12 protein-coding genes are annotated in these 12,833 nt (G+C 65.4%); 6 read left to right on the top strand and 6 right to left on the bottom strand.

The genetic code is table 11. The features are described 5' to 3' along the window. Positions 1 to 16: 16 nt before the first annotated feature. Positions 17 to 640 carry a 2,3-bisphosphoglycerate-dependent phosphoglycerate mutase gene (locus IVA79_RS21135; protein ID WP_247556229.1) on the top strand — a complete coding sequence of 208 codons (624 nt, stop codon included), beginning with the start codon at positions 17 to 19 and terminating at the stop codon, positions 638 to 640. A gap of 253 nt (positions 641 to 893) precedes the next feature. Here IVA79_RS21135 and IVA79_RS21130 read toward each other — a convergent pair whose 3' ends face one another. Both IVA79_RS21130 and IVA79_RS21125 read right to left on the bottom strand, forming a co-directional pair. Further along, positions 894 to 1,790, bottom strand: coding sequence for a bifunctional helix-turn-helix domain-containing protein/methylated-DNA--[protein]-cysteine S-methyltransferase (locus IVA79_RS21130; protein ID WP_247556226.1), 897 nt, complete (start codon positions 1,788 to 1,790; stop codon positions 894 to 896). Positions 1,791 to 1,845: 55 nt separating this feature from the next. Beyond that, positions 1,846 to 2,379 carry a DUF2244 domain-containing protein gene (locus IVA79_RS21125; protein ID WP_247556223.1) on the bottom strand — a complete coding sequence of 178 codons (534 nt, stop codon included), beginning with the start codon at positions 2,377 to 2,379 and terminating at the stop codon, positions 1,846 to 1,848. Positions 2,380 to 2,401: 22 nt separating this feature from the next. On the opposite strand from IVA79_RS21125, the gene nth reads away from it, so the two are divergent. The 3 genes from nth (at position 2,402) to IVA79_RS21110 (ending at position 5,973) form a co-directional block, all read left to right on the top strand. Next, positions 2,402 to 3,154 (top strand): endonuclease III, encoded by a 753-nt coding sequence (gene nth / locus IVA79_RS21120; protein ID WP_247556221.1) that lies wholly within the window; start codon positions 2,402 to 2,404, stop codon positions 3,152 to 3,154. 64 nt (positions 3,155 to 3,218) lie between these two features. After that, positions 3,219 to 4,358 (top strand): HlyD family secretion protein, encoded by a 1,140-nt coding sequence (locus tag IVA79_RS21115; protein WP_247556219.1) that lies wholly within the window; start codon positions 3,219 to 3,221, stop codon positions 4,356 to 4,358. Next, on the top strand, positions 4,345 to 5,973 hold the full coding sequence (locus tag IVA79_RS21110) for an MFS transporter (protein WP_247556217.1): 1,629 nt from the start codon (positions 4,345 to 4,347) through the stop codon (positions 5,971 to 5,973). Before IVA79_RS21115 ends, IVA79_RS21110 begins: the two co-directional genes overlap by 14 nt. Positions 5,974 to 5,979: 6 nt before the next feature. On the opposite strand, the gene IVA79_RS21105 is transcribed toward IVA79_RS21110, so the two are convergent. From IVA79_RS21105 to IVA79_RS21095, 3 genes are all read right to left on the bottom strand, one after another. Beyond that, on the bottom strand, positions 5,980 to 6,720 hold the full coding sequence (locus tag IVA79_RS21105) for a sulfate transporter family protein (RefSeq protein ID WP_247556214.1): 741 nt from the start codon (positions 6,718 to 6,720) through the stop codon (positions 5,980 to 5,982). 86 nt (positions 6,721 to 6,806) lie between these two features. Then, a complete protein-coding gene (gene nikR, locus IVA79_RS21100) occupies positions 6,807 to 7,253 on the bottom strand; it encodes a nickel-responsive transcriptional regulator NikR (protein ID WP_247556212.1) in 447 nt (148 codons plus the stop codon). 131 nt (positions 7,254 to 7,384) lie between these two features. Then, a complete protein-coding gene (locus IVA79_RS21095) occupies positions 7,385 to 9,859 on the bottom strand; it encodes a heavy metal translocating P-type ATPase (RefSeq protein ID WP_247556210.1) in 2,475 nt (824 codons plus the stop codon). A 62-nt stretch (positions 9,860 to 9,921) separates the two neighbouring features. Between IVA79_RS21095 and IVA79_RS21090 the strand changes: the two genes are divergently transcribed. Next, a complete protein-coding gene (locus IVA79_RS21090; protein WP_007598521.1) occupies positions 9,922 to 10,197 on the top strand; it encodes a metal-sensitive transcriptional regulator in 276 nt (91 codons plus the stop codon). 4 nt (positions 10,198 to 10,201) lie between these two features. On the opposite strand, the gene IVA79_RS21085 is transcribed toward IVA79_RS21090, so the two are convergent. Next, positions 10,202 to 11,251 carry a YiiX/YebB-like N1pC/P60 family cysteine hydrolase gene (locus tag IVA79_RS21085; protein ID WP_247556209.1) on the bottom strand — a complete coding sequence of 350 codons (1,050 nt, stop codon included), beginning with the start codon at positions 11,249 to 11,251 and terminating at the stop codon, positions 10,202 to 10,204. Between the two features lie 192 nt (positions 11,252 to 11,443). Here IVA79_RS21085 and IVA79_RS21080 point away from each other — a divergent pair, with 192 nt between their 5' ends. Beyond that, on the top strand, positions 11,444 to 12,832 hold the full coding sequence (locus tag IVA79_RS21080; RefSeq protein WP_247556207.1) for an NAD(P)/FAD-dependent oxidoreductase: 1,389 nt from the start codon (positions 11,444 to 11,446) through the stop codon (positions 12,830 to 12,832). Position 12,833 lies beyond the last annotated feature (1 nt).

Genomic DNA, 12,833 nt, shown 5'->3' with positions numbered 1-12,833 from the left:
AAACGGAAAGCAGTTGATGAGCGAACGTCTTCTCGTGCTCGTGCGGCACGGCCAGAGCGAATGGAATCTGAAGAACCTGTTCACGGGCTGGAAGGACCCTGACCTCACCGAGCTCGGTGTGAAGGAAGCCAGGGAAGCCGGCCGCAAGCTGAAGGCGCAGGGACTCGTGTTCGACGTCGCCTACACCTCGGTCTTGACCCGCGCGCAGCACACGCTCGATCTCATCCTCGGCGAGCTCGACCAGAAAGGCTTGCCGACCTCGAAGAACCTCGCGCTGAACGAGCGTGACTATGGCGACCTCTCCGGCCTCAACAAGGACGACGCCCGCAAGAAATGGGGCGAGGACCAGGTGTTGATCTGGCGCCGCTCCTACGACGTGCCGCCGCCCGGTGGCGAAAGCCTGAAGGACACGCTGGCGCGCGCACTGCCCTATTACGTGCAGGAGATCCTGCCAGCCGTCCTCAACGGCAAGCGCACGCTCGTCGCCGCCCACGGCAACTCGTTGCGCGCGCTGATCATGGTGCTGGAAAAGCTCTCGCCGGAGGGCATCCTGAAGCGCGAGCTCGCCACCGGTGCGCCGATCATTTACCGCCTCAATGCGGATTCGACGGTGGCCTCGAAGCTGGATCTGGCGGGTTAAGCGAGATCTCGTAGGGTGGGCAAAGCGAAGCGTGCCCACGTTCTGTCGGCGATTTCAGAGAGATCGTGGGCACGGCGCAAGAGCGCCTTTGCCCACCCTACAAGACTGAGTTTCGCCACACACGCAGAACCGTAGGGTGGGTTAGACGGCGATTGTGCGAAGCACAGTCGGCGGCGTAACCCACCACGTCTGTCACCGCGGAAACCAAAGAGGTGGGTTACGCCTTCGGCTAACCCACCCTACAGCATCTCGCCTACTGCATCCCCAACTGCCCGGCTTCCCAGCCCAGCATCGCCTGCTTGCGGGTAATGCCCCAGTGATAGCCGGTGAGCGTGCCGCTCTTGCCGAGCGCGCGGTGACAGGGCACAACGAACGAGACCGGATTCTTGCCGACCGCGGCGCCGACGGCGCGTGAGGCCTTCGGGCTGTTGATGTTGCAGGCGATGTCGGAATAGCACACCGCGCGGCCCATCGGGATTTTCAGCAGCGTCTCCCAAACCCGCACCTCGAAGTCGGTGCCGATCATCACCACGCGCAGCGGCTGGTCCGGCCGCCAGAGCCGGGTGTCGAAGATGCGCGCGGCGAGCGGGGCTGTGCCCTCGTGATCCTCGACGTAGGTTGCGTTCGGCCAGCGCCGCGTCATGTCAGCAAGGGCGACCTTCTCCTCGCCGTGGTCGGCGAAGGCAAGGCCTGACAGGCCGCGATCGGTGGCGATCACGATCGCCGTGCCGAACGGCGAGGGGTGAAAACCGTAGCGCAAAGTGAGGCCGGCGCCGCCGTTCTTCCATTCGCCCGGCGACATCGCTTCATGAGTGACGAAGAGATCGTGCAGCCGGCCCGGGCCCGACAGGCCAGAGTCGAGCGCGGCGTCGAGAATGCTCGCGGAATCCCGCAGCAAGCCCTTGGCATGATCGAGCGTCAGCGCTTGCATGAAGGCCTTTGGCGTGATCGAGGCCCAGCGGCGGAACAGATGGTGCAGCTCATCCGGCGTAACGCCGGCCGCATCCGCCATCGCCTCGATGGTCGGCTGCGCGCGCCAGTTCTCCGAGATGAAGGCGATCGCCCGGCGCACCGAATCATAGTCACGCAACGCGGCGTGCTGGGGGCCCGGCTTGGTCAGGCGCTGGTCATGTATGGCGAGTGTCATCATGACCGGAAATGTAGGAGAGGGACGGCTTGGAAACCACCCGATTTCCGACGTCAGATCAGCGAAGCGGGTTGTAGATCGGGCCGCGCTTGGCGGCGTTGAGGGCCTCAACCAAACCCTTGTAAAAACTTGCTTTTTCCTCCGGCCCGAGGAACCTTGCGATCTGGATCTGGCGGCCGCGCGAGATCAGATAGAGATGCTCGATGCCAAAGTCCTCGTCGACCTCCATGTCGAGCCGGACCCAGAGCGGATTGAACGTCCATTCGGCGACCTGGCCGCGATGACTGATCCGCCGCACGCGCAATTCGGAGGTCGTGACCGTGATCTCCTCGCGTGCCCGCGCGGTGCGGAAATTGGCCCGGAACGCCCACCAGATCACCAGCACGTCGAGGCCGAAGAAACCAAGCACCGGCCAGGCGCCCTTCAACAGGAAGGCGAGACCGGTGGCAAAGCTCACCACGCTCAGGAACAGCATCACGGCGAGGAAGCCGGTGCGGTTCAACGAGCGGTGTGGTGTCAGCAGCGCCGAGAAGATCCGAGGCTCGTCCTCGCTTTCAGATCGCTCGCGCTCAATTTCGTTGCCTGTGCTCATCGTCCCTCAGTATATCCCGATCATGGCGAAAATCACCCGCAAGCCGGCTCCGCGCAAAGCGCCGGTGCCGAAGAAAAAGGCAAAGCCGGCCATCGCGAAGCCGAAAGACCCTGCCAGGAAATCGCTCAAGGCGACAAAGCCCTGGACGCCCGCCGAGGTCCACGAAGCCTTCAGCCGTTTCCGCAAAGCCAACCCGCAACCGAAGGGCGAGCTCGAGCACGTCAATCCGTTCACGCTGCTGGTGGCCGTGGTGCTGTCGGCGCAGGCCACCGATGCTGGCGTCAACAAGGCGACGCGTGCGTTGTTCGAAGTCGCCGACACGCCGCAGAAGATGCTCGACCTGGGCGAGGAGCGCCTGCGCGAGTACATCAAGACCATCGGCCTCTACCGCACCAAGGCCAGGAACGTCATCGCGCTGTCGGCCAAGGTGCTGAGCGAGTTCGGCGGCGAGGTGCCGCGCACGCGCGCCGGGATCGAGTCGTTGCCCGGCGCCGGCCGCAAGACCGCGAATGTCGTGCTCAACATGGCCTTCGGCGAGCACACCATGGCGGTCGACACCCATGTGTTTCGTGTCGGCAACCGCACGGGGCTTGCACCCGGCAAGACGCCGCTCGAGGTCGAGCTCGGTCTCGAAAAGGTGATCCCGGCAGAGTTCATGCTGCACGCCCATCATTGGCTGATCCTGCATGGCCGCTATACTTGCCTCGCACGCACGCCGCGCTGCGAAGTCTGCCTGATCAACGATCTCTGCCGATGGCCGGAAAAGACGGTCTGAGCGACGGCCTGGTCTTCCGGGTTCGAATGACGTCGGCGAGAATGACGCAGTTTGGGGTGATGTCGTGAGCCAGCAAGATCAGATCATGCCGTCATCGCCTGCGGCGGCAACACCTGCTCCTCCGTCGAAGCCGACGCAACGGCCCGCCGCCTCGCTCTGGAGCCGGCTCGCGATCCCGCTGTTCGCCGTGATCACAGCGCTCGCCTTTGTCGCGCTGGCGACGCTGCGCTTCGACGAATGGGTCGGCAATGCGGTGATCCAGACCACCAATGATGCTTATGTACGCGCTGACCTGACGCGGCTGTCGAGCCGCGTCTCGGGCGAGGTGCTGACCGTCGCGGTGAGCGACTTCCAGCGCGTCAACGCCGGTGATCTCCTGGTCCAGATCGATCCCGCCGATTACGAGGCTCAGGTCGCGCAGGCCGAAGCAACGGTCGCAGCCGCGCAGGCCGCGCTCGACAATCTGGCCAACCAGATCGAGCTGCAATATGCGACGATTGCGCAGGCGCAGGCCGCGCGGCTCTCGGTCGAGGCCGTGGAGGTCGAGGCGCGGCAGGAGCAGGAGCGCCAGCAATCGCTGTCGCAGACCGAATCCGGTACGCGGCAGCGGTTCGAGCAGGCCGTCGCCGCTTACGCCAAGGCGCAGGCCGACGTACGCGCGAGTCGCGCCGTGATCGCCGCGCAGCAGCACCAGCTCGAGGTCCTGCAAGGCACCAGGAAGCAGCGCGCCGCCGATGTCGATGCGGCCAAGGCAACGCTGGCGGGCGCCAGGCTCAAGCTCGGCTACACGAAGATCACAGCGCCGTTCGACGGCGTCACCGGCGAGCGTCAGGTGCAGCCCGGCGACTACGTCAATATCGGCACCAACCTCATCAACGTGGTGCCGCTGCCGAAGGTCTATGTGATCGCGAACTACAAGGAGACCCAGCTCACCCACGTCGCACCGGGGCAGCCGGTCGAGATCACCGTCGACAGTTTCCCGCGCGAGACGCTGCGCGGCAAGGTCGAGCGCATTGCGCCGGTGACCGGCGCGCAGGTCGCGCTGTTGCCGCCGGATAACGCGACCGGCAACTTCACCAAGGTGGTGCAGCGCATTCCCGTGCGGATTCAGCTCGACGGCGGCCAGCTGCTGCTGGCGCGCCTTGTGCCGGGCATGTCGGTCGTCACCCGCATCGATACCAGAGCCGCGAATGGCGGAAAATGACGACGCAGGTCGCGGGCCACTTTCGCGCGGCGGCGTCGCGCCGCAGCCGGTGTTTGCCGTGGCGGCGGTGCTGCTCGGCTCGTTCCTCGCCAATTTCGACAGCCGCCTGACCACGGTCGGCCTGCCGGACCTGCGCGGCGCGTTCTCGCTCTCCTTCGACGAAGGCGCCTGGCTCTCCACCGCCGGCATCGGCTCGCAGATCTTCATCGCGCCCGCAGTGGCCTGGCTTGCCACCGTGTTCGGCCTGCGCCGCGTGCTCGGCATTCCAAGCCTCGCTTATGCCGCGGTGTCGCTGATCATCCCGTTCGTGCACGATTATACCACGCTGCTCGTGCTCAGCGTCGTGCATGGCCTCCTGCTCGGCACCTTTGTGCCGGCGACGCTGATGATCGTGTTCCGCAATCTGCCGATCCGCTGGTGGCTGCCGGCGATCTCGATCTATGCGATCCGCGTCGGCTTCGCGTTGGATAGCTCGACCTCGCTGGTCGGCTTCTATGTCGACCATCTCGGCTGGCAATGGCTGTACTGGCAGGGCGTGGTGATCGCGCCGCTGATGAGCCTGATGGTGTATCTAGGCACGCCGAGCGAACCGGTGAACCGCGCGCTGCTGCGCGAGGCTGATTGGGGCGGCATGCTGCTGCTCGGCGCCTCCGTCGCGATGATCTATGCCGGGCTCGACCAGGGCAACCGGCTGGACTGGCTCGGCTCGGGAACGGTGATTGCGCTGCTCGCCGCCGGCGCGGTGCTTTTCACAGCCTTCCTCGTCAACGAGTCGCTGGTGCGGCAGCCCTGGGCGCATGTCAATGTGCTGTTCTCGCGCAATATCGGCTTGGGGCTGGTGCTGATCCTGCTCTACACACTGACCAGCCTCTCCAACGCCTCGCTGGTGCCGAACTTCCTCGGCGCCATCGCCCTGCTGAGGCCGGAGCAGAGCGGCATGCTGCTGCTCACCTATGGCGCGTTGCCGATGTTCGTCCTGGTGCCGGTCTCGATCTGGCTGCTCAGGCATTTCGATACGCGGTCGGTGCTGGTGATCGGATTTGCCTGCTTCGCCGCCGCCAATCTCGCGGGCACGCAGCTCACCCACGTCTGGGCGCGTGAGGATTTCGCCGGCATCGTGCTGCTGCAGGCGATCGGGCAGTCGCTGACCCTGCTGCCCCTCATCATCACGCTGCTGTCCAACTCCGATCCGAGCCGCGCCACCTCTTTTGCCGCCTATATCCAGATCATGCGGTTCGGCGGGGCCGAGATCGGCGTCGCGCTGATGGGGACGTGGCTGCGCGTGCGCGAGCAGGTCCATTCCTTCTATCTCGGTCAGAACCTTGAGGTCGGCGATGCCGATGTGATGCAGAGATTAAAGCAGCTCGCCGACCATTTCGCGGCCCATGGCACGGGATCGGCGCAGCCGCGCGCGGTCGGGACACTCGCGAGCATCGTGCAGCGCGAGGCCAATGTGCTCGCCTATATCGACGGCTTCTGGCTGTGCTTCTGGCTCGCGGTGGCCGCACTCGGCGTCGTCGCTTTGGTCACCCGCGCGCCGCCGGGCCCGTTTACCCCGGCACCGTTCGGCTTTGCGAAGACGGTGCTGCGCAAGTGCGGGGTGACGGTGACGTAAGCGCCGTCACCGCATCTGCCGTGCCGGCTCGATCAGCTCGGGCCGCGGGCCTGATAGCCGCTTGTGCAGGTGGACCATGAAGGCCATGCCGAAAATCGGCGTCGCCAGATTGACGATCGGGATCGAGACGAAAGCGGCGATGAACAGGCCGGCGGTGAAGATGGTGGCGGCGTTGTCGCGCCGCATCGCCTTGGCCTCTTGCGGCGAGCGGAAACGCATTGCCGCAAGCTCGAAATATTCGCGGCCAAGCAGCCAGGCGGCGGCGAGAAAGAAGACCAGGAAGCCGGCGCCGGCGAACAGCACCAGCGGCAGTGCGATCAGATAGACCAGGATCGTCAGCAGCGCGGTCTTGATACCCTCGAAGATCGCCTGGTTGAACGGCAGCGCGACGCCCGGCCGCTCGGCAGGGTAATGCTCACGCTCGACGATGTCGGCGACATCGTCGACGAACAGACTGGCCACGACCGAAGTGATCGCCGGCATCAGGAAGACGCCGCCGAACACGACGCCGAGGCCGGCCGCGATCGAGACGATCCAGGACAGGATTTCGAGTGATGTATGCCAGCCCGGCCCGAGCAGGCCCTCCAGCCAGACCTCGCCAGAGGTCGCAAACCAGCTCAAGAGCCGCTGCAAACCGACCGCCAGCGCGGTGATCAGCACGAGTGCAAGCCCGATCGACCGCCACAGGATCGAGCGCATCGGCGGCGAAATCATTTGCGACAGCGCCTTGATGGCGGCATCCAGCATGGGGGGCCCTTTCAGGAAATCACCCGCGAGAGGTAGAGATGCACGGCGGTTTCGGCAAGGGAGGCTGGTTGCCTAGGGCACGCAAGCTACCCGTGCCGGTGCCCGTGTTTCCGCGTCTTCACCTGCTTGCCTTCCCCGGTCGGGATCATCACCACCCGGCCGTAGCGCACGCCGCGTTCGGCGATGATGTGGTCGGCAAAATGCCGGACCTCGGCGGCGTCGCCGCGCAGCGCCGTCATCTCCATGCAATTGTTATCGTCGAGATGGACATGCAGCGTCGCCAGCGCGAGGTCGTGATGGCCGTGGAATTCCTGCACCAGTCGTTTCGACAGATCGCGGGCGGCGTGGTCGTAGACATAGACAAGACCGGCGACGCAGGGGCCGGTCTGCGCGGTGTCCTCGGTGCTCTGCTGCAAACCGGCGCGGGCGAGGTCGCGGATGATCTCCGAGCGATTCTGATAACCGCGCGCTTCCGCCGCGGCGTCGATCTCCGCCAAGAGGTCGTCCTCGATCGTGATCGTAATTCGCTGCATCAGATGCCCCTGCGTCCCGTCTGTGCCCTGTGAATCGTAGCCTGGATGAAGCGAAGCGCAATCCGGGACAGTCTCGATTTGTTAGCAGAACCCGGATTTCGCTTGCGCTCCATCCGGGCTACGCAGTTCCGTCACAGCCGCGTCGCACGCAGCCGCAGGGCATTGCCGACCACGCTCACCGAGGACAGCGCCATCGCCGCCGCGGCGATGATTGGCGACAGCAGCACGCCGAACGCCGGATAGAGGATCCCGGCAGCGATCGGAATGCCGGCGGCGTTGTAGATGAAGGCGAAGAACAGGTTCTGGCGGATGTTGCTCATGGTCGCCTGCGACAGTTTTCGCGCCCGCGCGATGCCGATGAGGTCGCCCTTGAGCAGCGTCACGCCGGCGCTCTCCATTGCCACATCCGTTCCGGTGCCCATGGCGATGCCGACTTCGGCGGCGGCCAGCGCTGGCGCGTCGTTGACGCCGTCACCGGCCATCGCGACGATGCGGCCGGCCTTTTGCAGCTTGGTCACCACCGCGCTCTTCTGATCCGGCAGCACCTCGGCCTCGACCTCGGCGATGCCGAGCCGGCGTGCCACCGCTTCCGCCGTGGTGCGGTTGTCGCCGGTCAGCATGATCACCTTGATGCCTTCGGTAGCTAGCGCTTTCAGCGCCTCCGGAGTCGAGGCCTTGACTGGATCGGCGATCGCGAACAGGCCGGCAAGCCGGCCATCGACGGCCATGTTGATCACGGTGGCTCCGTCCTGGCGCAGCCGTTCGGCTTCAGTGTCGAGCGCCCTCGTATCGATCCCGATCGCGGCGAGATATCTGGCGTTGCCGAGCACGATGGTCTTGCCGTCCACCTTGCCAGTAGCGCCCTTGCCGGTCGGCGAGTCGAACTGCTCGACCTGGCCGAGGACAAGCTGCTTCTCCTTGGCTGCGCGCACGATCGCGTCAGCCAAAGGATGTTCACTGGCGCGCTCGACGCTGGCCGCAAGCCGGAGGATGTCATCTTCCGCAAGGCCGGCGGCCGGGACGATTGACACCACCTTGGGCTTGCCCTCGGTCAGCGTGCCTGTTTTGTCGACCACCAGCGTGTCGATCTTCTCCATCCGCTCCAGCGCCTCGGCGTTCTTGATCAGCACGCCGCCTTGCGCACCGCGGCCGACGCCGACCATGATCGACATGGGAGTGGCGAGGCCGAGCGCGCAGGGGCAGGCGATGATCAGCACGCTGACGGCGGCGACGAGACCGAAGGCGAGCCGCGGCTCCGGCCCGAACCACGACCAGGCCGCAAAGGCGGCGATAGCGACGGCAATGACGGCCGGCACGAACCAGCCCGCGACCTGATCGGCCAGCCGCTGGATCGGTGCGCGCGAGCGCTGCGCGTCCGCGACCATCTGCACGATCTGCGACAGCAGCGTCTCGCGTCCGACCTTGTCGGCACGCATGATGAAGCTGCCCGACTGGTTCAGCGTGCCCGCGATGACTTTCGCGCCGGTTTCCTTGGTGACTGGCATGGACTCGCCCGTGACCAGGGATTCGTCGAGCGAGGAGCGCCCCTCCAGGATGACGCCATCGACCGGCACCTTCTCGCCGGGACGAACGCGCAGGCGGTTGCCGGCATGAAGCGTATCGATCTCGACCTCATGCTCGCTGCCATCGGCATCGACGCGACGCGCGGTCTTCGGCGCCAGTTGAAGCAGCGCCTTGATCGCGCCCGAGGTCGCATCGCGGGCGCGCAGCTCCAGCACCTGACCGAGCAGCACCAGCACGGTGATGACCGCAGCCGCCTCGAAATAGACGGCGACCGCGCCTTCATGGCCGCGGAAGGTGGCAGGAAAAATCTGCGGCGCGACGGTGCCGATGATGCTGTAGACATATGCAACACCGGTGCCCATCGCGATCAGCGTGAACATGTTGAGGTTGCGCGTCAGCAGTGATTGCCAACCGCGAACGAAGAACGGCCAGCCGGCCCACAGCACCACGGGCGTGGCGAAGACGAGCTGGATCCAGTTCGAGAGCGTCGCATCGATCCAGCTGTGTGGACCTGCGAGATGGCCGCCCATCTCCAGCACCACCGCCGGCAGCGCCAGCGCGCCGCCGATCCAGAACCGCCGGGTCATGTCGGCGAGCTCCGGATTGGGGCCGGTCTCGAGACTGGCGACCTCCGGCTCCAGTGCCATGCCGCAGATCGGACAGCTGCCGGGTCCGACCTGGCGGATCTCCGGATGCATCGGACAGGTGTAGATCGTGCCCGCCGGCATCTCCGGCGCGGGCGCCTTCTGCGCTGCGTTTTTCTCGGCAAGATATTTGGCGGGATCGGCGGCGAACTTGGTGCGGCAGCCGGCCGAGCAGAAATGGAAGGTCTCGCCGTGATGTGTGAGGTGGTGCTTCGCGGTCGCGGGGTCGACCGTCATGCCGCAGACGGGGTCCTTGACCTCAGTCAAGGCGTCTCTGTGGTCATGGGTGTGATGATGAGCATGGCCGGAATGATCGCCGTGGCCGCCGCAGCATGAGGAGCCCGCGGGCTTCGCCGCCGGCGGTGCAGCTTTCAAGGAACCGCCGCATCCAGAATGCGTTTCCGCGTCGTGACGATGCTCGTGTTCGTTGTTGTTCATTCCCATGCTCCGGCCGTGTGCCTGGTCTTGTAACCCATACCCGGTAGGGGTATATAGGCTCCATGCGCAAAGACATCAAGGCATCTGTCGGAAAACGTCTCGGCCGGATCGAGGGCCAGGTTCGCGGCCTCTCGAAAATGGTAGAGGAAGACCGCTACTGCATCGACATCGTGACGCAGATCTCAGCGGTACGCGCGGCGCTGCGCCGGGTCGAGGAGGAGGTCCTGAAGGACCACGTCGCCCATTGCGTCGAGCACGCCATCGCGAGCGGCGACAAGGCCGATCAGCGCGAGAAGATCGCGGAGCTCATGGCGGTGATCGGACGGGCGGAGCGGTAGGTCTTTATTCCGTCATTGCTTCGTCGCTACGCCTCGCAATGACGGTTGTTGAGGCGAGAGCGCGCTCCACCGCAGGGACGACAGTGGTTATGCCGCTCTCTCTCGCGAGCGACCACGCCGACGCGGGCGATACATCGCCAGCTTCTTCAGCAGCGGGACATGCTCCGAAGCAGCGACGGGAGCGCTCATCACTTTCTTCAGCCGGAACCTCAACCGACGCCTCTTGGTCAATCGCCTCAGGAACGAGCGGCGGCGCACGGAGCGTTTCTGGAAACACACTGAATGTGCCCGCTACCTCCTCGAGCGGCTTCTGCTTGTCGGCCCAGTGCAAGGTGGTGTAGTCGAACCCGTGCACGATGGTGGGTTTGACGACTTCGAAATAGGGCGAGATGTCGAAGTCGCGGGGCATGTAGAGCGAGGAATCGCGGATGTGCAGGATCTCGCGGCGGGCAGCGCGGCTGCCGGCCTTGGTGATCTTGGGCAGGATCGGGTAACGCACGGCATCGAATGCCTGCGCGATCAACGCCGAGCAGATGATCTTGGTCGGATCGCCCGATCCCAGCGCGATCATGCGCCGCCGCCAGCGCTGCGGGATTGGCAGCGGGAACAGGAACCGCATGAGGTCGACGATGTTCTTGGTGTCATAGCCGAAGCCGATGCGGTTGATCGCATAGCGGCAGACCGTGGTGCGATCCTCGTGGGACAGTCCAACCGGGCGGCAGAGGCGGGTGTGATAAGGGAAATATTTCGACAGCGGTGCCGAGGTGACGCCTTCGCCGATATTGGCTTCGATCAGCACATGAGGCTCGCCGTCCGCCTCTTCCGCGCCCTCGATCGGGCCGACATAGAGTGCCGCATGCGACCAGGTCGACTGCGTCAGATATTTGATGATGCCGGAGATGCGGTTGTTGCCCTCGACCAGCAGCACGTCGCCGGGCTCGACGACGCCGCGCAGGTGCTCCGGGTCGCTCGGCGTGAACGGCTCGTAGCCGCGCACCTCCTTGGAGAGGTACGCGGCGATCAGCTTGCCGACTGAATCTAGGACCGTTCCCATATCGACTCCCCCCAAGGCCTTTTCCGGCCGTTCTTTTTCCCTTTTCTATCATGGTCGAAACGTGTTGCAATTCGGTTCATCACTCCGTGACACCAAGCACGATTGATTCACCATGATGGTTGCCGTGCAACATGAGATGCGGCAAGGTTCGCTGCCTGTTCCTGTTCGCTGCAAGTCCCCGGAAACCATGACATGACAATCACGCGCCGCGGTTTCCTTGTCGCGCCGGCGGTTCTTGCCGCGATGCCGGCCCCGCGCGCAACCGCCGCGCCGCTCCCGCGCGAGGCTGACATCGTCGTGATCGGCGCCGGGGCTGCCGGCATCGCTGCGGCGCGGCGCATCATGGCGACGGGCCGCAAGGTCATCGTGGTGGAAGCGGCGTCCCAGATCGGTGGCCGCTGTATCACCGACAGTACCACCTTCGACACGCCGTTCGACCGCGGCGCGCGCTGGATGCACAATCCCGACACCAATCCGATGATCCGGCTGGCGCGCGGCGCGGGGCTCGACGTGCTGCCGGCACCCTCGGGCCAGAAGATGCGCATCGGCCGCCGCAACGCGCGTGCCGGCGAGACCGAGCAATTCCTGGCGGCGCTGGTGCGCGCCAACCGTGCCATCGACGAAGCCGCGCGCGGCAAGCTGGATAGTTCTTGCGCGTCCGTGCTGCCAAAGGATCTCGGCGACTGGGCGGGCGCAGCCGAGTTCATGTTGGGTGCGAGCTTCGCCGGCAAAGACCTGAAGGAGTTGTCCGCGATCGACAAGGGGCGGGCGCAGGACCGCAACGCGGCAATCGCCTGCCGGCAGGGCCTCGGCACGCTGATCACCAAACTCGGCGAGCAGGCGCCAGTGGCACTGTCGACGCCGGCGAGCCGAATCGCCTGGAGCAACCGCGACGTCAGCGTGGAGACGCAAGCCGGCAAGATCGTCGCGCGCGCCGCCATCGTCACGGTCTCGACCAATGTGCTGACATCAGGCGCGATCAAGTTCACGCCTGACATTCCCAAGCGCACCCTCGATGCGGCGTCAAAACTCGGCCTCGGCAGCTACGATCGCATCATGCTGCAACTGCCGGGCAATCCGCTCGGCCTGTCGCGCGACGATATCCTCATCGAGCAGAGCAATTCGACGCGCACGGCGCTGATGTTCGCTAATATCGGCGGCTCCTCGCTCTGCTCCATCGACGTCGGCGGCTCCTTCGGCCGCGATCTCTCCGAGCAGGGCGAGAAGGCGATGACGGCCTTTGCCAGGGAATGGATCACGAAATTGTTCGGCAGCGAGGCCGCGGTCGCCGTGCAGAAGACCAGCGCCACGCGCTGGAATGCGTCGCCTTTCGTGATGGGCGCGATGTCGGCGGCCTCTCCCGGTGGTCAGCTCTCGCGAAGGGTTTTGGCGGAGCCGATCGGCAATGTGTTTCTCGCGGGCGAGGCCACCCACGAGACGCTGTGGGGCACCGTCGACGGCGCCTGGGAAAGCGGCGAGCGCGCCGCGGACGCAGCCTTGCGCAAGATCGGTGCGCTCAAGGACGAGCCCGCCGACGTGCCGACGCAGTCGACGAAGAAGCGGCGGGCGCCGCGGCCATAGC

It is taken from the genome of Bradyrhizobium sp. 138, from assembly GCF_023074075.1.
Lineage (GTDB): Bacteria > Pseudomonadota > Alphaproteobacteria > Rhizobiales > Xanthobacteraceae > Bradyrhizobium.
The sequence above is the reverse complement of the archived record's forward strand: the minus strand, read 5'-3'. Positions and strand labels throughout refer to the sequence as shown.